The sequence below is a fragment of the Pseudoalteromonas sp. UBA2102 genome (assembly GCF_002331165.1).
Classification (GTDB): domain Bacteria; phylum Pseudomonadota; class Gammaproteobacteria; order Enterobacterales; family Alteromonadaceae; genus Pseudoalteromonas; species Pseudoalteromonas atlantica.
On sequence record NZ_DCYU01000011.1, the window covers coordinates 13,434 to 30,966 of the forward strand.

General features: G+C 40.2%; 18 protein-coding genes. 15 read left to right on the forward strand and 3 right to left on the reverse strand.

What is annotated here, in order from left to right:
• Nucleotides 1-144 precede the first annotated feature (144 nt).
• On the reverse strand, nt 145-2,514 hold the full coding sequence (locus B2R65_RS01065) for a bifunctional diguanylate cyclase/phosphodiesterase (RefSeq protein WP_054983093.1): 2,370 nt from the start codon (nt 2,512-2,514) through the stop codon (nt 145-147).
• A gap of 214 nt (nt 2,515-2,728) precedes the next feature.
• On the opposite strand from B2R65_RS01065, the gene pyrC reads away from it, so the two are divergent.
• The 9 genes from pyrC to B2R65_RS01110 all read left to right on the forward strand — a co-directional run bounded on the left by pyrC (nt 2,729) and on the right by B2R65_RS01110 (nt 11,386).
• Nucleotides 2,729-3,778, forward strand: coding sequence for a dihydroorotase (gene pyrC, locus B2R65_RS01070; RefSeq protein WP_286740354.1), 1,050 nt, complete (start codon nt 2,729-2,731; stop codon nt 3,776-3,778).
• Nucleotides 3,779-4,242: 464 nt separating this feature from the next.
• Nucleotides 4,243-4,446, forward strand: a complete 204-nt coding sequence (locus B2R65_RS01075; RefSeq protein WP_004588138.1) for a cold-shock protein — start codon at nt 4,243-4,245, stop codon at nt 4,444-4,446.
• Nucleotides 4,447-5,308: 862 nt separating this feature from the next.
• Nucleotides 5,309-6,079 (forward strand): DUF3450 domain-containing protein, encoded by a 771-nt coding sequence (locus B2R65_RS01080; protein WP_004588137.1) that lies wholly within the window; start codon nt 5,309-5,311, stop codon nt 6,077-6,079.
• A gap of 7 nt (nt 6,080-6,086) precedes the next feature.
• Complete coding sequence (locus tag B2R65_RS01085) at nt 6,087-7,451, forward strand: MotA/TolQ/ExbB proton channel family protein (protein ID WP_286740378.1); 1,365 nt, start codon at nt 6,087-6,089, stop codon at nt 7,449-7,451.
• Nucleotides 7,451-7,975: a MotA/TolQ/ExbB proton channel family protein gene (locus B2R65_RS01090; RefSeq protein WP_004588135.1), complete on the forward strand. Its 525-nt coding sequence runs from the start codon at nt 7,451-7,453 to the stop codon at nt 7,973-7,975. The genes B2R65_RS01085 and B2R65_RS01090 overlap by 1 nt, the downstream gene beginning before the upstream one ends.
• 14 nt (nt 7,976-7,989) lie before the next feature.
• The gene (locus tag B2R65_RS01095; protein WP_004588134.1) at nt 7,990-8,394 is read left to right on the forward strand and encodes an ExbD/TolR family protein; all 405 of its coding nucleotides are present in this window, start codon (nt 7,990-7,992) and stop codon (nt 8,392-8,394) included.
• Nucleotides 8,394-9,008 (forward strand): energy transducer TonB, encoded by a 615-nt coding sequence (locus tag B2R65_RS01100; protein ID WP_004588133.1) that lies wholly within the window; start codon nt 8,394-8,396, stop codon nt 9,006-9,008. The genes B2R65_RS01095 and B2R65_RS01100 overlap by 1 nt, the downstream gene beginning before the upstream one ends.
• A gap of 11 nt (nt 9,009-9,019) precedes the next feature.
• A complete protein-coding gene (locus B2R65_RS01105; RefSeq protein ID WP_004588132.1) occupies nt 9,020-10,279 on the forward strand; it encodes a tetratricopeptide repeat protein in 1,260 nt (419 codons plus the stop codon).
• Between the two features lie 63 nt (nt 10,280-10,342).
• Nucleotides 10,343-11,386 (forward strand): hypothetical protein, encoded by a 1,044-nt coding sequence (locus B2R65_RS01110; protein ID WP_286740394.1) that lies wholly within the window; start codon nt 10,343-10,345, stop codon nt 11,384-11,386.
• Between the two features lie 4 nt (nt 11,387-11,390).
• Here the strand turns inward: B2R65_RS01110 and B2R65_RS01115 are convergent, their stop codons facing one another.
• Both B2R65_RS01115 and B2R65_RS01120 read right to left on the reverse strand, forming a co-directional pair.
• Nucleotides 11,391-11,723, reverse strand: a complete 333-nt coding sequence (locus tag B2R65_RS01115; protein WP_096739417.1) for a TraR/DksA C4-type zinc finger protein — start codon at nt 11,721-11,723, stop codon at nt 11,391-11,393.
• A 57-nt stretch (nt 11,724-11,780) separates the two neighbouring features.
• Nucleotides 11,781-12,761 carry a tRNA-dihydrouridine synthase gene (locus tag B2R65_RS01120; protein WP_096041497.1) on the reverse strand — a complete coding sequence of 327 codons (981 nt, stop codon included), beginning with the start codon at nt 12,759-12,761 and terminating at the stop codon, nt 11,781-11,783.
• 227 nt (nt 12,762-12,988) lie between these two features.
• Between B2R65_RS01120 and B2R65_RS01125 the strand changes: the two genes are divergently transcribed.
• From B2R65_RS01125 to dnaX, 6 genes are all read left to right on the forward strand, one after another.
• Entirely contained in the window at nt 12,989-13,474 is a 486-nt protein-coding gene (locus B2R65_RS01125) for an HvfA family oxazolone/thioamide-modified RiPP metallophore (protein ID WP_024033363.1), read from the forward strand.
• Nucleotides 13,475-13,557: 83 nt separating this feature from the next.
• Nucleotides 13,558-14,415 carry an HvfB family MNIO-type RiPP peptide maturase gene (locus B2R65_RS01130; protein ID WP_024033364.1) on the forward strand — a complete coding sequence of 286 codons (858 nt, stop codon included), beginning with the start codon at nt 13,558-13,560 and terminating at the stop codon, nt 14,413-14,415.
• 10 nt (nt 14,416-14,425) lie between these two features.
• Nucleotides 14,426-15,178, forward strand: coding sequence for an HvfC family RiPP maturation protein (locus B2R65_RS01135; protein ID WP_286740401.1), 753 nt, complete (start codon nt 14,426-14,428; stop codon nt 15,176-15,178).
• Nucleotides 15,179-15,250: 72 nt separating this feature from the next.
• Nucleotides 15,251-15,373 (forward strand): hypothetical protein, encoded by a 123-nt coding sequence (locus B2R65_RS01140; protein ID WP_004588125.1) that lies wholly within the window; start codon nt 15,251-15,253, stop codon nt 15,371-15,373.
• 172 nt (nt 15,374-15,545) lie between these two features.
• Nucleotides 15,546-16,091 carry an adenine phosphoribosyltransferase gene (gene apt / locus B2R65_RS01145; protein ID WP_004588124.1) on the forward strand — a complete coding sequence of 182 codons (546 nt, stop codon included), beginning with the start codon at nt 15,546-15,548 and terminating at the stop codon, nt 16,089-16,091.
• 3 nt (nt 16,092-16,094) lie between these two features.
• Nucleotides 16,095-17,533: DNA polymerase III subunit gamma/tau (gene dnaX, locus B2R65_RS01150; RefSeq protein WP_286740402.1), on the forward strand; the 1,439-nt coding region annotated here is incomplete at its 3' end.

Here is a 17,533-nt window from a genome sequence, read left to right on the forward strand (position 1 = left end):
TGTTTTTAATGGGCTAAAGCTTAAACAGTAATAATATGTTTTTATTGCTTTAAAACTGAGCGCTTAAATAAACGAATGGGTATTACGGGGCTTACTTTTTACACCTTTTTGGTTGTGAAAAAGTAAGCCTTTGGATAACAGCTACTACAGGGGTTTGTGGATAAGCTTAATGGCGTGTTGTGCTGTAACCGGTTTTGACTTTAAAAAGCCTTGACCGTAATTACATTGAGTGGCTTGTAAAATATTTAGTTGCTCTTGGGTTTCGATTCCCTCAGCCACAACTTCAAAGTTTAGTGACTGCGCTAATGAGAGAATGGCCTCTACTAACGGGTTATTGGTTTTGTTGAGGTGATCGATAAAGCTTTTATCTATTTTTAAAATATGAATAGGTAATTGGTGTAAGTAACCAAGTGCTGAGTATCCAGTACCAAAGTCATCTAAGCATAACTTCACTTTAAGTGGGGCTAGCCCTTCTATTATTTGGGTTGCTAAATCAAGGTTAGCAATAAGCCCTGATTCAGTGATTTCTAAACATAACGACCCTAAAGGCAGTTGGTATTTATTATATAATGCGTGAACTTGGGCAACAAAGTCGAGACTGGCAAAATGACGCGATGACACATTGACCGTTACTTTTAAAAAGCGATGCCCTAATGTGTGCCAGTGCGCAATATGTTGTGCAGCGAGGTCAAGCAAGTGCAAATCGAGGTTAATAATTTGCCCGGTGGTTTCGGCTATCGGAATAAACTCATTTGGTGGCACAAACCCTTTTTTAGGATGGTGCCATCTCACTAATGCCTCAAAGCCGACAACTTCACTTGTCGCTATAGTAAAAATAGGTTGAAAATAAAGCTCAAATTCGTTGTGTTCAATGCCGTGTTGTAAGTCGTTTTCTATATCGGCATGTGTTTTGAGCTTTTTACGCATGGTGTTATTAAAAAACTTAACTTGGCCACGCCCGCTTGATTTAGCTTCGTACATGGCGGCATCGGCTTGCTGTAATAACAAATAGGCTTTATCGTCGCTGCTTTCACTAAAGGCGATGCCAATGCTGGTTGATGCTTGCAATAAATGACTATCGACATTAAGTGGCTTAGCAAGGGCTGTGTTTATTCGTTTTAGCGCTTCGCTAACCTGGTTTCGGTGTGTGATGTTTTCCATAAAAATAGCAAATTCGTCCCCACCAAGTCGTGCAAACGTATCAGTGTTTCTGACGGTGCCTTTTATGAGCTCACAAATTTTAATTAAAAAGTGATCGCCAACCTCATGGCCAAGCGAATCATTGATACTTTTAAATCGATCAAAATCTAAATAAAGCAAGGCATGGCTCGTGCCTTTTTTAACACGCGACAAACGCAAAATTGCATGTTTAATACGCTCAATAAGTAACGAGCGATTAGCGAGGCCTGTTAGCTCATCATGCAATGCTTTGTGTTCAAGCTCTTGCCTTGCAAGCTGCCTATCTATGGCCATACTAATTTGCCTACTTACGTAGGTTAAAAGGGCGCTGTCGTGTTCGTTGTAATGCAGCTTTTTATCGTAACTTTGAACAACAATTACACCGCTTATTCTATCATTTGCTTTAAAAGGTACACCTAGCCAGGATTCAGAAAGACGGCCAACAAGTTTAAAGTCGCCGTTATTTATATGTTGCTGATAATCGTTTTGATTTAATAGCAGTACACGGTCTGATTTTAGTAGGTAATACGAAGCTGTGTCTTTTAATTGCTCTTTTGATATTTTTTTGTGTGCGTGCGTTTGAATGCCTTCTTCAACGATGTAAACCAAATCGAGTATGTCTACTTGCTTATCGTAAAGGGCAATAAAAAAGTTATCTGCAGGAAGTAAGCTATTTATTATGCTGTGAAGAGCTTCAAAAAAGGTATCTAGGTTACTGGCTTTATAGGTTAAATTAGCGATTTGCAGTAAGCTGTTTTCAAGCTTTTGCGCATCATTTAACTGTTTTACTGTGTGCGTTAAGCTATTGACCGTGTTTACTTGGTTTAGCTTAGCACTTAATAAATGCGCAACCGTGGTTAATATTTCTAGGTGAGCGTTTGTGAAGTAGTTTTTTATTGGATGTTCACAATCAATAACCCCTAAAACATGATCCTTGTATATAAGTGGCACGCACAACTCTGATTGGGCAGGGCGTTCATCAGCAATGTAGCGAGGGTCTTGTGTTACATCGCCAATAATAATAGCTGTGCCTGTACGGGCGACATAACCGGTTATACCTTCGTTAAAGCCAATAATTTTACGCTCTGCTTGGTATTCGTCTCTGGCGTGGGTTATGCCCATAGAAGCGACTTGATTTAGCTGTAAACGTGTTTCATCAGCCAGGTAAATAACACAATCAACAAACCCAAGGCGGTTTACTACTTGAGTGGTTACGTACTCAAATAACTCTTCTAGGGTATCGAGCTGTAATAAGCTTGAGGAAAACTGATTTATTATGCTCAGTTGTTCAGTTTTAACTTCGAGCGCTTTATAGGTATCGATATGATTCGACATAGGGTAATTTTATTCTTTTTATTTGTATTAGCACTGATAAGTTAACCCAAATTTGAAGCATGTTCAAAATAAAACGCTTAAACGAGTGTAATCGTCGTTAAACTTAAACCCAATAGTATTTTGCAGCACTCATAAAGGGGAATAGTTTAGATAACACTTTACTAGATCTTTCCATATGCCTATGATCGGATAAATTCAGCCGTGGAAAAAAGTAATGAGCATTAATACCGATTCAAAAAACACATTAACCATAACTCGTCCTGATGATTGGCATGTCCATTTACGTGATGGTGAGCAACTTAAAGATACAGTACGCGATATTAGCCGCTACATGGGCCGCGCCATCATAATGCCAAACCTTGTACCGCCAGCAACGAGCACTGATTTAGCGCTAGCTTATCGAGAGCGAATTATGGCAGCGGGGCCGCAGGGCAACTTTGAACCCTTAATGGTGCTTTACCTAACAGATAAAACCACACCTGAAGAAATTAAAAAAGCCAAAGCAACGGGCAAAATTGTTGCTGCCAAGTTGTACCCCGCTGGGGCAACCACTAACTCAGACTCTGGGGTCACATCAGTAAAGAATATTTACCCTGTATTAGAAGCGATGCAAGACGTGGGCATGCTGTTATTAGTGCATGGTGAAGTGACTGATTCATCAATAGATATTTTTGACCGTGAAAAAGTATTTTTAGAGACGATTTTAGGCGATGTTGTCGCTGATTTTCCAAATCTGAAAATAGTGCTTGAACACATTACGACAAAAGACGCTGTTGATTTTGTGACAGCCGCACCGCAAAATGTGGCGGCAACCATTACCGCGCATCACTTATTGTACAACCGTAACCACATGTTAGCTGGTGGCATACGTCCGCATTATTACTGTTTACCTATTTTAAAGCGCAATATTCACCAACAAGCATTAATGGCGGCAGCTATAAGTGGAAATAAAAAGTTCTTTTTAGGGACTGACTCAGCACCACATTATAAAGATAAAAAGGAAGCGGCATGCGGTTGTGCTGGCGCCTATACAGCACATGCTGCGATTGAACTTTACGCCGAAGCCTTTGAAGAAGCAGGCGCACTGGATAAACTTGAGGGCTTTGCAAGCCATTTTGGGCCTGACTTTTACGGACTTGCCCGTAACACCGATACAATTACCCTAGAGAAAAGACCTTGGCAAGTCCCCGCAAGTTACACGCTTGGTGACTCACAAGTTGTGCCTATTAAAGCAGAAGCTACGATTGACTGGCAGGTTAAGTAAACTGCTTTAAATTAGCATTGTATTAAAGCCGTATAGCTTGCTGTACGGCTTTTTATTTGCTTGAAATTCAATCTTTACGCGAGTTTTAACGCTCTTTACGAGGTACTTTATTTGTTAAGCTAAGCTGTTATACATGAATTGTTACAATTACGAGCAACAAAGCTGTCGTTTTTTGTTCAGTTTTAGCTTTAAAAATAACCACTTACATATGATGCTTTATTTATTTTTGTTCTGAGTAAATAAATCTTAATTAATAGAGCCAAAAAAAAATTAATGTGTTAACCTTAACTTGCTTTGAGTTTTTGCGTATTGAATTTACGGATATTGTGCTGCGTTTAAGGTTACCGGTTAGGTTAAAACTTGTTCCTGTACTATACCTCCAGAATTTTGGGCACTGACTCAGGGAGGATATAGCCATAATAATATGGCTGAATTTTAATTATTGACTTACAGGAAAATTTAGTATGTCGGTTACTGGTAAAGTAAAATTTTTCAACGAAGCTAAAGGCTTTGGTTTCATTGAACAAGAAAATGGTCCTGACGTGTTTGTACATTTCAGCGCAATCACTGGTTCTGGTTTTCGCACTCTTAGCGAAGGTCAAGCAGTGACTTTCAGCATCAAACAAGGTCAAAAAGGCCCTGAAGCTGAGAACGTAGAAGTAGCATAATTTTAATTATGTGAACCTTAGTTCATCTTGGTGAAGCAGTTTTCTGTTTCACCATAATTCCTCAAAATCTTCCTCATTGTTTTTATACTCTCTAATATTGTTTGTTCACTCCCTAATACAGTCAAACGTTAAAATTTACTTCTCGTTCTAGCTTCAAACACGTTTAACATATTTGCCATTTAAATAGTTAAAAACCCTGTTTAATAGCAACGCCGCTTCAATACACTAACAGCTCATAATCTGCATACTTACCAAGGTTAAACAATACATTTACCACACGCATAGTGTGTATTAAAAACCGTGTAATTAACTGAGTGTTTTACTAACTTTAATAAGGCTTAACTTGGGCTTAGCAAAGTGAAAGCCATTAACTTAAATGCAGTAATATTTATACATCATTTCAAAACCACTTTCGAATTGTTGTATTTTTATACGATGAAGCGCAGGATTTGTAAGTTAAGATGTGTTTTTAGCCTAATTTAACCAAATCTAGTTCATCAAATTGTCACATTTTTATTATTTTTGTTTTTTTTTAAGGTGCAATTCAGTTTTGTTTAGATGTTGCATTTTTGTTTCATGTAAGTGTCTAATTTTTAACTAGTGTTTAATTTTAAAGGGGCTATATAATGCTAAAACGCCTTAATATTGGTTGCATTTATGTTAACAGTATTTTTTGTAATACTTTAGTTTTAGCTTTTTCAAGGTATTTATTTACTTAGAATAGCTAACATCAAGTTGACAGGGCGTATTGCATTTAGCATTATTGGAGGGTTGATATCTATTAAAAGATATCAGGGTTGTCACCCTTAATAAGGTTGATAATTAAATTATAAAAGTAACATTACTTAATTGGTTGGGAACTATGTCTGTTAAAATCAGAAAGAGTCTTGTAGCATCTGCGTTGGTTGGCGCTTTTGCATTTGCAAGCAGCAATGTGATTGCAGATCCTTTGAATGACGTGCAAAAAGCAGGTCAGCAAATTCAAAAGGCTGCTGTTAAGTCTCAAACTAAAATTGACAACGTATACGGTCAAACTCAAGAGCTAATCGCTGAGTACCGTAGTATTGTTGATGAGACTGAACTTATGAAAGTGTACAACGATCACGTAGCACGTTTGGTCGCTGACCAAAATGCGTCAATCGAATCGTTTGACCGTCAAATCGCTACTATCGACAACACTAAACAAAACGTTGTGCCTTTGATGTATCGCATGATCGATACGCTTGAGCAATTCATCAAAGCGGACGTTCCGTTCAATCTTGATTCTCGTCTTGCTCGTGTAGAAAGACTTCGTGAAATCATGGCTTCTGCGTCTGTAACGACGTCTGAGAAATTCCGCCAAGTTCTTGAAGCATACACAGTTGAAACTGCTTACAGCTCGGCTGTAACTGCTTCTCAAGGTACTTTAGAAGTTGATGGTAAAAACATTAACGTTGATATCGGTCGTTTAGGTCGTATCACTTACGTAGCACAATCTTTTGACTTAAAACACGCTTGGGTGTGGGACAACAACACTAAGGAGTGGAAAGAATTAGGTGAAGAATACCTAAAACCAGTTAAAGAAGTGATTCGTATGGCGCGTAAGCAAGCGACACTAGAACTTGTTAAACTACCAATCTTTGGCGCGGAGTAATCGAATAATGAAGAAACTATTTAAAGGTTTTGCTGTTGCAACAGTACTATCTGTTTCTGCAGGTACCGCGCTTAATGCACATGCAAATACTGATGCTTTAGATAAAATTCTTGAGCAAGTAAAGCAAGAACGTATCTCTGAAGGTAAAATCAATAAGCAACGTGAGCAAGAGTTCTTATCAGAACGTGCTGACAAGCAAGCATTACTTAACAAAGCAAAAAGCCAATTAGCGTCTGAAAAAGCACGCGGTGACAGCTTAGCTAAGCAATATGCACAAAACGAAAATACATTAGCTGAAAAAGAGCAAGCGCTTCAAAACGCACAAGGTACTCTTGGTGAAATGTTTGGTGTTGTACGTCGTGCAGCGCAAGACGCTATCGGTTCTATCGAAGCTTCACTAGTAAGTGCTGAAAAGCCAGGCCGTGCAGAAGTACTTCGTTCATTAGCAGCAGCTAAAGAACTTCCAACAGTTCGTGAACTTGAAGAACTTTGGATTGCACTTCAAACAGAAATGACTGAGTCAGCAAAAGTTTCTACTTTTGAAACTGAAGTGTCAGGTCTTGACGGTAACTCTACAGTTAAGCAAGTAACACGTATTGGTAACTTTAACTTAGTTACTGACGAAGGTTACTTAATCTACTCGCCAGAGACAAAATCTATTCAGCCTTTAGGTAAACAACCTGATAGCTACATTTTAGATGGTATCTCTGCTCTTGAAGGTACTTCTTCTGACAATTACGCTGGCGTATACATTGACCCGACTCGTGGTGCAATCTTACGTATCAACACGCAGAAGAAAACGCTTATGGAATACTACGAGCAAGGTGCTGAAGTTGGTTACATCATCACAGTTTTATTAGCTGTTGGTCTACTAATCTTCTTAGTACGTTTCGTTGACTTAGCGCTTACTACTTCTAAGATCAAGTCTCAGCTTAAAAACTTGTCTACACCGAATACAAACAACCCACTGGGTCGTATTCTTAAAGTGTACCATGACAACAAGAGCCAAGACGTTGAAAACCTTGAGCTTAAACTTGATGAAGCTATCTTACGTGAAACGCCACGTGTTGAAGCTGGCATCAACATCATCAAGATTCTTGCTGCAATCGCACCGTTACTTGGTCTACTAGGTACAGTAATCGGTATGATCTTAACGTTCCAAACAATCACATTGTTCGGTACGGGCGATCCTAAGATCATGGCTGGTAACATCTCTCTAGCTCTTGTAACTACAGCGCTAGGTCTAATTGCTGCACTACCACTTATCCTACTTCATTCAATTGTTGCAGGTCGTAGTAAGTCAGTATTACATATCCTTGATGAGCAAAGCGCGGGTATCGTTGCTACTCACGCGGAGAAGGAGAAAGCCTAATGCTAGTCCTGATGGAGATATGGGAATCTATCAGGGATTTTGTTGGCACAGGCGGCCAGGTATTATACGTGGTCGCGATAGCACTCTTTCTTATGTGGGTTTTAATGATTGAGCGCTATTGGTTCCTACTTGCTGAATTTCCTCGTTTAACGAAGGATATTGTAGCAAAGTGGGATGCCCGCCAAGACACTACGTCTTGGTACGCACACAGAATCCGTGAAGCATGGATTTCTGAAGCGTCTGAAAAATTAGATCAGCGTATGTTGTTGATTAAAACATTAGTAGCTGTTTGTCCTTTAATAGGCTTACTTGGAACTGTAACGGGTATGATCGCGGTTTTCGAAACCATGGCAACCCAAGGTACTGGTAATGCACGTTTAATGGCATCAGGTATTTCAATGGCAACAATCCCAACAATGGCTGGAATGGTTGCGGCACTATCTGGAGTTTTCTTTAGCTCACGCCTTGAGGCAAGAGCGAGAATGGTGAAAGCCAAACTTGTAGATAGCATGCCTCATCACTAGAGAGAGAATTAAATATGGCACGTAAACAACGTTTTCGTGAAGAAGAAGAAGCAGCGGTAGATATGACGCCAATGCTTGACATCGTATTTATCATGCTTATTTTCTTTATCGTAACTACATCGTTCGTTAAAGAGGCTGGTATCGAGGTCAATAAACCTAAAGCGGCCCAAGCTACGAAGCAAAAAAATGCTAACATTTTTGTTGCTATTCGCAGTGATGGTGCTATCTGGATTGATAAACAGCAAGTTGATGTTGAACGTGTTTCAGCAAAAATCGAAAGTTTATTAGCAGAACAACCTACTGATGTTGTGATTTTGCAAGCTGATAAAGAAGCAAAGCACGGCGTAGTGGTTAAAGTTATGGACCAGATCAAAGCGACAGGTGACAACCTGAGAATTTCAATAGCTGGAGATCAGTAATGATTCGTTTTCTGTTTTCACTGATTGCAGGTGGGGCAGTTACTTTCGGCTTGTTCTACTTCATGGCTTACCTCATCTCTGGTGGGGCTGACCGTAATACTGAACAAAAAGAGCAGATCATAGTCGAAATAATGACGAATCCGCCTGAATCTAAGGTGCAGGAGAGGAAGCGTGTTCCGCCTCCGCCTCCGCCACCGCCAAAGCAGCCGCCTAAACCGCAGCCGCCACAGCCGGAGAATAACAATCCTAACCCTGGTGCTATGTCATTTAACATGGGTAGCATTGATGTAGGAAGTTCGGCTGGTGGACTAAGTGGTCCAGGTGCATTTGGACGAGATGGTGATGCGACACCTATCGTTCGTATTGAACCAAAATATCCAACGCAAGCAGCGCGTGATGGTAAAGAAGGTTGGGTACAACTTTCGTTCACAATTGATGAGTTAGGTGGCGTGACTGACGTTCAAGTTATTGACGCAGAACCAAAACGTATCTTTGACCGTGAAGCTAAACGTGCATTACGCAAGTGGAAATACCGTCCTAAAATTATTGACGGTAAACCACAGAAACAAGTTGGTTTACAAGTTCAACTAGACTTTAAACTTAACCAAGGCTAAGGAGGCGAGTAATGAGAAATTTATCTAAAGTAACTGCTCTTGCAATTCTTATGTCTGTGTCAGGTGCAGCTATAACTGCACCTGTATTAGCAGCGCCGGATTACGCTAAAATTGAAGAGCGTAAAAAAGCCAAGACTAAAATCATGGGCGAGCGTACTGGTAAAAAGGTAATTAAAGCGTTTGACTTGTACAATGAAGACAAAATTGATGAAGCAATTGCCTTGTTAAAAGAGATTGACGCATCTAACGACTTCGATAAAGCGACTGTAAATCGTTACTTAGGTAGCATGTACGCGCAAAAAGAGAAGTACGATGAAGCGATTAAATACTCTAGACAAGCTGTTGCCCCTGATATATTAAACTTCGCAGATCACGAGCAAACTTTAAAGCTATTAGGTGATTTATACGCAGGTACTGAAAAGTTTCAAGAAGCCAAAAAAGCTTATACAGCTTGGATGGACTTCACCGGCGAAGAAGACCCTAAAGTGTATACTCGTATTGCGCAAGCTAACTATCAGTTAGGTCAGTTTCGTGATGTTTTTAAACCTGCCGACAAGGCAATCTCTTTACAAAAGGAGCCTAACAAGGCCCCTTACCAATTAAAATTAGGTTCTTACTTTGAACTTAAAGACTACGCCAACATGGTGAAAATTGGTGAAGAGATTGTACGAGTTTGGCCAGATGACAAAAAAGCCTGGGTTAGTTTAGGTAAATACTACCTACAAACCGAAGACTACTCTAAAGGTCTAGCGACCATGGAAGTAGCATTCAAAAATGGCTATTTTGAAGCGGAAGTAGATTACAAAGTACTTTCTAACTTTTATTCTTTAAACGAAATTCCATTTAAAGCGGCTAAAACCCTTGAAAATGCTATTAAAGAAGACAAAGTTAAGCGTACTAAGCAAAATGTTAACGCAATTGCTAGTAACTACCACCGTTCTAAAGACATCGAAAAAGCTGCTAAGTACTACGAAGAAGCTGCTAAATTTGACGACGATGCAGAGCTTTACCGCAAAGCAGGATCGTTACTTTTACAATCTGAGAACTTTAGTGCTGCTGTTGTTCGTTTGAACAAAGCGTTAGAGCTTGGCTCTGACAAAAAAGGCACCATTTATTCAGATTTAGCTGAAGCGTACTACTACCAAGCTAAATACAAGCAAGCTTATGCTGCTATTACTAAAGCAATGGACGACCCACGCACACGTAAGTTTGCTAAAGGTTGGTCTACATTTATTAAAGATAAAGCCGCTCGCAACGGTGTTAAAATTTAACTTTAATTTGTTTTAGCAATTATATAAAAAGCCCCTATGGGGCTTTTTTTATTGGAATTTATAATGAATAAAACGCATCTTTTGTCTGTCCTATTTAGTCTGTTTTTGGTTGCTTGTTCAAAACAACCACCGCCTTTTGAATCTTATGATGCTGCGCAGCAGAGTATTAAAAATTTAAACACGGCGCTAAAGCCTGCGGGCACTGCAAGTATATCCACTGAACAAGTATTGCCTTTTTCCTCAGCGTATTTATCGCTTCGTCATCAGATGTATCAGCGCCTACAAACAATGACTCTTTCAAACGCGCAAACGCAGCAGCTAAATTACTTAATTATTGCTGAGCGCTTTCCTGAGCGCTTTTTCAGCTGGCCTGCACAGGTCAATGTGTTAGACAACTTATTATCAGCGCAAATTCAAAGTACTAAGGCTAACGAGGTAATTGAGTGGCTTAAGTTCACTCAAGATCAATTAGACAGTGCGATGCAAAGCAATTTGAGATTAAACAAGGTTGAATTAAACCTCCTGCAGGGTTACTTACAAACGCCACTATTAAAACAATCTAGCGCAAACGATTTAAAAGCCCAGATTGCAGAGTTTAATGATTACTTGGCCCAGTACAAACCAAGGGGAAGCATTGGCTTACGTGGACTTGCTAATGGCAGTGAATGGTATCAAAGTAAACTAAATTACTTCAGTGGGGCGGTTAAGTCGCCTTTGCAATGGGTTGATACTATCAATCAGCATCTTCAAATGAACTCGCACACTGCACCTAATTTGAGCTATAACGAGCATCATAGTACTTCGTTTATTAGCCAATATTTAAGCAAGGCGCCAAAAGTAAAAGGGATTGATTGGCAAACTGATTACATGCTGTTGCCAGCTATGGCTAAAAACAGCCAGCTGAGCCCAGAAGATAAAAGGCTAATGCTTGCGCTAATGGAAACTGATGTAGGTATACACTACCATGCATGGACCTTATCTCAGGCAAAAGTGAACTTAGTAAAACGTTTAGCTATTTCACAGCGCGATGCGCAGTATTTAGTTGAAGATAGTGTGCTTTACCCAGGCCACGCTTTTAGTTTTGCTGAGCAATTATTAACACTTTAAGCGCTTATGTGCGCTTAGCGCACATTTCACAACGTTGTGTTGCAGGGTCTTGTTTAAGTAACTGCTCAGAAATTGCTTCTTCACAATCGCAGCAATAGCCGTATTGACCAATATCAATTTGGCTTATTGCCGCTTCTAATTCTGTCAGCCTATTAACTAAAGTTTGATATTCAGGGCCTAAGTGGTAGGTGGCAGTGTCAAGCCATTCGTTATGCTGGCTAGTTAATATAACGTCACGTAGCTTAAGATGGGCAGGGTGTGCAGATTGGCTCAGCATCGCTAATATTACTGATTTAACGTGTGCTATTTCACTGTGCAGTTGTTGCTGATAAAGCATATTGGTATAACCTTCATTTAGCGTTTCGTTATACCGGTATTATCTGAGCTGCGCTGGTTATACGCTATGATTTGAATCAAGTTGCGGAGACTTAGCGTATTTTTTTAAAACCTGTGCTACATCACCTTTTACTTTAAGACGTCTTATTTCATCAAATAGTGCATTGGCTTGTGGGTATTGGCGTTTTAGATAACCCAGCCATTGTTTAGTACGAGAGGCAAAATATTTTTCATCTTGTGTGGGGTCTTGATGAATAGCAGAGTGAATCAAATGATAAATTATATGTTCCCACTCTAGGCCATTATATTGTTCATTATTAACATGAGCTTTAATTTTTTTTGCTAAATCAGGGTGAGAAAGCGCACCGCGCCCTAGCATTAAATCGCTACACTGGCTTCGGGTTTGGCAAAGTAGAGCATCTTCCACTTGCCAAATTTCACCATTGGCAACCACGGCTATGTTTTTACCTTTTATTAGCGGGGGGATTTTTTCCCAGTATGCAGGTGGGTTATAACCATCACGCTTAGTACGGGCGTGTATTGCAATACTATCTGCACCGGCGCTGACAACGGCATCTACAATTTCTTGGCTATTGCTATCATCATCAAAGCCCAAGCGTATTTTAGCGCTTACTTGATGTTTACTATCTACCGCATCCCTTACCGCTTTGATTATGTTATACATATGATCAGGGTCTTTTAGCAGTACAGCGCCCCCGCGGCTTTTATTTACCGTTTTTGCAGGGCAGCCAAAATTAAGATCTATACCGTGGGAGCCTAATTCGATAGCTCTAACCGCATTTTCTGCTAATACGTCGGCCACTTGCCCTAATAACTGTACGCGCACAGGAGTACCGGCTTTGGTTAAACCGTTATTATTGAGCTCAGGGCAATAGCGATGAAAAACTTTAGCCGGTAAACATTTATCAATTACTCTAACAAATTCTGTTACGCATAGGTCAAAGCCACCAATATTGGTAAGAAGTTGGCGCATTTTAAAATCAACAACACCTTCCATAGGCGCTAAAACAAGTTTCATAGAGTATTTTTATTGAAAAAACGGGTGCGTAGTGTACCTGCAAAGTATGGTTTGATAAAACTTAAATTACTGCCCATATTTGTATGTATAAATTTAAAAGTAAAAAAAATGAAAATAAATGAAAGTTTTTATTTGATAGCGGGTCTATTTAATTATACAAGCAACGCATAATTGACAATAATTAGTTTGCGTTATCTTAATACACACTTATATAAGAGAGTCATACAATGAATACAGTAAAGAAAAACTCAATCGCGTTAACCTTAGGTGCAGTAGTTGTTGGCTCTGCAAGTTTTGCCTCTGCAGATGCACAAGCAAACCCATTTGAATTTCAACAGTTAGTAACCGGATACCAGCTTGATGCGGCAGAAGGTAAGTGCGGTGAAGGCAAATGTGGCGGTGACGCAAAAGGTAAAAAAGAAGGCAAGTGCGGCGAAGGCAAATGTGGCGGTGACGCAAAAGGTAAAAAAGAAGGTAAGTGCGGCGAAGGCAAATGTGGCGGCGACGCAAAAGGAAAAAAAGAAGGTAAGTGCGGCGAAGGCAAATGTGGCGGCGACGCTAAAGGCAAAAAAGAAGGTAAATGCGGCGAAGGCAAATGTGGTGGCGACGCAAAAGGCAAAAAAGAAGGTAAGTGCGGTGAAGGTAAATGTGGCGGCGACGCAAAAGGTAAAAAAGAAGGTAAATGCGGCGAAGGCAAATGTGGCGGCCAATAACAGGCTGATTTAAGTACCTGATTTACTCAGATATACGTTATGCTAAAAGGGCCAAAAGGCCCTTTTTGTTTTAGGAGATAATGATGAGAGCAACACAAAACTCAGCATTTGGGATGGTGGGCTTAGGTCTTCGTCGAGAGATGCTTGATGAACTACTAGCGCATACACCAAAGCAAATTGATTTTATGGAAGTAGCGCCTGAAAACTGGCTTAAGCTGGGAGGGCGCTTTAAAAAACAATTTAAAACCTTAACTGACGCCAATAATTTTGTTTGCCATGGTTTATCGCTTTCTATCGGCTCGCCTGAACCTCTTGATATTGAATTTGTTAAATCGCTAAAAACGTTTTTTGATCAGCACAACATTAAACTATTCAGTGAGCACCTAAGTTACTGTTCTGGAAAAGGGCATATGTACGATTTAATGCCAATCCCTTTTACTGAAGATGCCATTGCACACGTTGTACCTCGCATCAAACAAGTGCAAGATATTTTAGAGCGCCAAATAGCCATCGAAAATGTCTCTTATTATGCGGCGCCTGGCCAGCAGTTATCTGAGCTTGAATTTACAAACACGATTTTAGAGCAAGCCGATTGTAAACTACTGCTTGATGTAAATAATATTTATGTTAATTCAATTAATCATGGTTACAACGCCGAAGCGTTTTTATTAGGGTTGCCTTCAAAACGCATTGCATATGGGCACGTAGCTGGGCACTACAATGAAGCCGATGATTTAATTGTTGATACCCACGGCGCTGATGTTATTGACCCCGTATGGGACTTACTTGATAAAGCGTACCAAGCGCATGGGGTGTTTCCTACCTTATTGGAGCGTGATTTTAATATTCCAAGTATAAATACACTTACAAAAGAGCTTGATATTATTCACGATTTACAAAATAAGCAGTTATGCGCATCGCCTACTCAGCAATTAGCATAAAGGAAGGAATATGAGCTTTATTGACAGCCAAAATGAGTTTATGGCGCACATACGTGAGCCTGAGCATAACCCAAAGCCAAACGATATTGAAGATAGACGCATGGCGATTTACCGCGACTTATTTTTTAATAATATTGCAGGGTTTATCTCATCTGGTTTTCCGGTGCTTAAAACTTTATATACACAGCAGCAATGGCAAAAATTAATAAGGGCATTTTTTAGTGAGCATGACTGTAAGTCGCCTTATTTTTTAGACATAGCAGGGGAATTTATTAATTACTTATCGAGCAGCTATACCCTGCAAGAGTACGATTATGCATTTATGCTGGAGCTGGCACATTATGAGTGGATAGAGCTTGATGTTTCCGTGGCGAATGAAGATACCAATGAGCAACGCTTAAAAAGCACTGAACTAACCAGTTCTACACTTTACTTATCGAGTGTAGCGCGTAATTTAAGCTACCAGTATGCGGTGCAAAATATCAGCACAGAGTATAAACCCAGCACGCCATCTGAGCAGCCTAATTACTTTGTTGTATACAGAGATGATAACGACGACGTACAGTTTTTAGCCACAAATGCAATGACCGCCTTGCTACTTTCAATAATAGAATCCAATGCGGGCATTGAGTTTGAAAGTGTATGCCAGCAGGTTTTAGTCCACGCGCCTAATTTTAGCGAACAACAAATTGCGCATGGTGCGTTAAGTACGCTTAATGCAATGTGCGAGCGCGGTATTATCGTGACAAAAAATCAACATTAAGGTCTTTATAGATTTTTTTACTTCGTCTATCATGGCAGCCTTATTTGTCGTGCTTAAAAAAAGGTTATACCAATGTCAGATGATAAAGACTTTAAAGATCCGTTTAACGCTACTTACTTTATTGCTTTTTTAGCAGTTTTTGTGGGTATTGGCTGTTTAAATGCGATTTTAGGCTGGATCACAAGCCTAACTTAAAGCTCCTTGCTCTATTAAGGCTGTTGTTTATATCAGCCTTAAGCTTCTTTTCTTCCTCCACCCTTATAATTTTCAAACCACCTCGGTATTAATAACAGCAAACTCGCATTTTAACGTCAGTTAAGGTTATAATCAGCTGCTTTGAAATATAAACTATTGAGCAATTAAACTTATGACTCAAGTAACACCCGCTATTATTAAAAACAGTATCGCAACCATTGCCGACTATCCTAAACCAGGCATTATGTTTCGTGATGTAACAACACTAATGGCAAATCCAGAAGCCTTTAAAGCAACAATCGATGCTTTTATAAACGAATATAAAAACCAAGGCTTTACAAAGATTATTGGTACAGAATCTCGCGGCTTTATTTTTGGTGCACCGCTATCTTACGCGTTAGGGATCCCTTTTATTCCTGTTCGTAAGCCAGGCAAGCTACCACGCGAAGTGATTCGCCAAGATTACCTACTTGAATACGGTGAAGACACATTAGAGCTTCATGTTGATGCTATTGTCCCAGGCGACAAAGTATTATTAGTTGACGATTTATTAGCTACTGGTGGCACAATTGAAGCCACAGCAAAGCTAGTTGCAAAATTAGGCGGCACAGCCACTGATGCAGCGTTTGTTGTTTCATTACCAGAGCTTGGTGGTGAGCAGCGTATAGAAAAAATGGGTATTAAAATCTTAAAACTGGTTGAGTTTGAAGGCGAGTAATTGATGAGTTATCAGGTTCTAGCGAGAAAATGGCGTCCGCAAACCTTTCATGAATTGGTTGGCCAGTCTCATGTAAAGCAAGCGCTTGTTAATGCGCTAACGCAAAATAGACTGCATCACGCTTATTTATTCACTGGAACCCGTGGTGTGGGTAAAACGACCATTGCGCGTATTTTTGCTAAAAGCTTAAATTGTGATGAGGGTATATCGGCGTCTCCTTGTGGGCAATGTAGCAGTTGTACTGACATAGAAGCAGGGCGATACATTGACTTACTTGAAATCGATGCCGCTTCTCGCACCAAAGTAGAAGATACTCGTGAAATTCTTGATAACGTTCAATATGCCCCCACGCGTGGACGTTACAAAGTATACCTAATAGATGAAGTACACATGCTCTCTAAGCATAGCTTTAACGCGTTATTAAAAACGTTAGAAGAGCCGCCAGAGCATGTGAAGTTTTTACTGGCAACCACTGATCCGCAAAAGTTACCTGTTACCATTTTATCGCGCTGTTTACAGTTTAACTTAAATGCACTTTCGCAAAGCGAAATTAAAACTCAGCTTGAGCATGTCCTTACTCAAGAGGAATTAAACTTTGATAAAGATGCGCTAAGTATTATTGCAAAAGCCGCTGATGGCAGTATGCGTGACGCGTTAAGCTTAACAGATCAAGCTATTGCGCAAACCAACGGCGACATAAATAATCAAGCCGTACAAGCTATGCTTGGTTTAATGGACACACATTACAGCCAAAGTTTGCTTGCTGCTTTGTTAGCACAAGATGGTGGCGCACTGATGGACGAAATAGCCCAAGTAGCGAGCCGTAATCCTAACTATATTGCGCTACTTGATGATTTAATTGCATTAACTCACCTTATTCAATTAACTCAGCTTGTCCCGCAAGCAGCGCAACTTGATGATAAAAACGCCGATTATGTTAGTCATGTTGCACAGCACACCCAGGCTCAACAAATACAGGTTTATTACCAGTTACTATTAAACGGTAAAAAAGACTTACAATGGGCGCCAGAGCCTCGTTTAGGCTTTGAAATGATAATGCTGCGTTTATTAGCATTTGAATCTGCAGGTACAACGCTTGCTCAATCGCTTCCTGAGCCTAGTGACACACCAAGTGCAGCAACGCCTGCGCCTACCAGTAGTAAAGGCCGTGCCGATGCGCTGCGTGATATATTAAATAAAAATAAAACACCATCGCAAGCCGAAACCCCTGCTCCGCAAGTAATGGTTGAGAAAAGCCAAAATCAAAGCACTGCGCAAAGCCAAACAATTGATGAACCAGTAGAGCAACCGCCCACAGAGCAGCTAACACGCTCGCCAAGTGAGCAAAACAGCAACAGCGCATCAGCTGCGGCTCAAAGCCCGCAAAACGATATACCGAGCCCTGTGCAGCAAAGTGAGCACATTGCTAAGAGTGACGATGC

What these genes read in the sequence shown, in the direction of transcription:
- B2R65_RS01065 (WP_054983093.1), bottom strand. Translation starts at nt 2,514, where the DNA reads ATGTCGAATCATATCGATACCTATAAAGCGCTCGAAGTTAAAACTGAA.
- pyrC (WP_286740354.1), top strand. Translation starts at nt 2,729, where the DNA reads ATGAGCATTAATACCGATTCAAAAAACACATTAACCATAACTCGTCCT.
- B2R65_RS01075 (WP_004588138.1), top strand. Translation starts at nt 4,243, where the DNA reads ATGTCGGTTACTGGTAAAGTAAAATTTTTCAACGAAGCTAAAGGCTTT.
- B2R65_RS01080 (WP_004588137.1), top strand. Translation starts at nt 5,309, where the DNA reads ATGTCTGTTAAAATCAGAAAGAGTCTTGTAGCATCTGCGTTGGTTGGC.
- B2R65_RS01085 (WP_286740378.1), top strand. Translation starts at nt 6,087, where the DNA reads ATGAAGAAACTATTTAAAGGTTTTGCTGTTGCAACAGTACTATCTGTT.
- B2R65_RS01090 (WP_004588135.1), top strand. Translation starts at nt 7,451, where the DNA reads ATGCTAGTCCTGATGGAGATATGGGAATCTATCAGGGATTTTGTTGGC.
- B2R65_RS01095 (WP_004588134.1), top strand. Translation starts at nt 7,990, where the DNA reads ATGGCACGTAAACAACGTTTTCGTGAAGAAGAAGAAGCAGCGGTAGAT.
- B2R65_RS01100 (WP_004588133.1), top strand. Translation starts at nt 8,394, where the DNA reads ATGATTCGTTTTCTGTTTTCACTGATTGCAGGTGGGGCAGTTACTTTC.
- B2R65_RS01105 (WP_004588132.1), top strand. Translation starts at nt 9,020, where the DNA reads ATGAGAAATTTATCTAAAGTAACTGCTCTTGCAATTCTTATGTCTGTG.
- B2R65_RS01110 (WP_286740394.1), top strand. Translation starts at nt 10,343, where the DNA reads ATGAATAAAACGCATCTTTTGTCTGTCCTATTTAGTCTGTTTTTGGTT.
- B2R65_RS01115 (WP_096739417.1), bottom strand. Translation starts at nt 11,723, where the DNA reads ATGCTTTATCAGCAACAACTGCACAGTGAAATAGCACACGTTAAATCA.
- B2R65_RS01120 (WP_096041497.1), bottom strand. Translation starts at nt 12,761, where the DNA reads ATGAAACTTGTTTTAGCGCCTATGGAAGGTGTTGTTGATTTTAAAATG.
- B2R65_RS01125 (WP_024033363.1), top strand. Translation starts at nt 12,989, where the DNA reads ATGAATACAGTAAAGAAAAACTCAATCGCGTTAACCTTAGGTGCAGTA.
- B2R65_RS01130 (WP_024033364.1), top strand. Translation starts at nt 13,558, where the DNA reads ATGAGAGCAACACAAAACTCAGCATTTGGGATGGTGGGCTTAGGTCTT.
- B2R65_RS01135 (WP_286740401.1), top strand. Translation starts at nt 14,426, where the DNA reads ATGAGCTTTATTGACAGCCAAAATGAGTTTATGGCGCACATACGTGAG.
- B2R65_RS01140 (WP_004588125.1), top strand. Translation starts at nt 15,251, where the DNA reads ATGTCAGATGATAAAGACTTTAAAGATCCGTTTAACGCTACTTACTTT.
- apt (WP_004588124.1), top strand. Translation starts at nt 15,546, where the DNA reads ATGACTCAAGTAACACCCGCTATTATTAAAAACAGTATCGCAACCATT.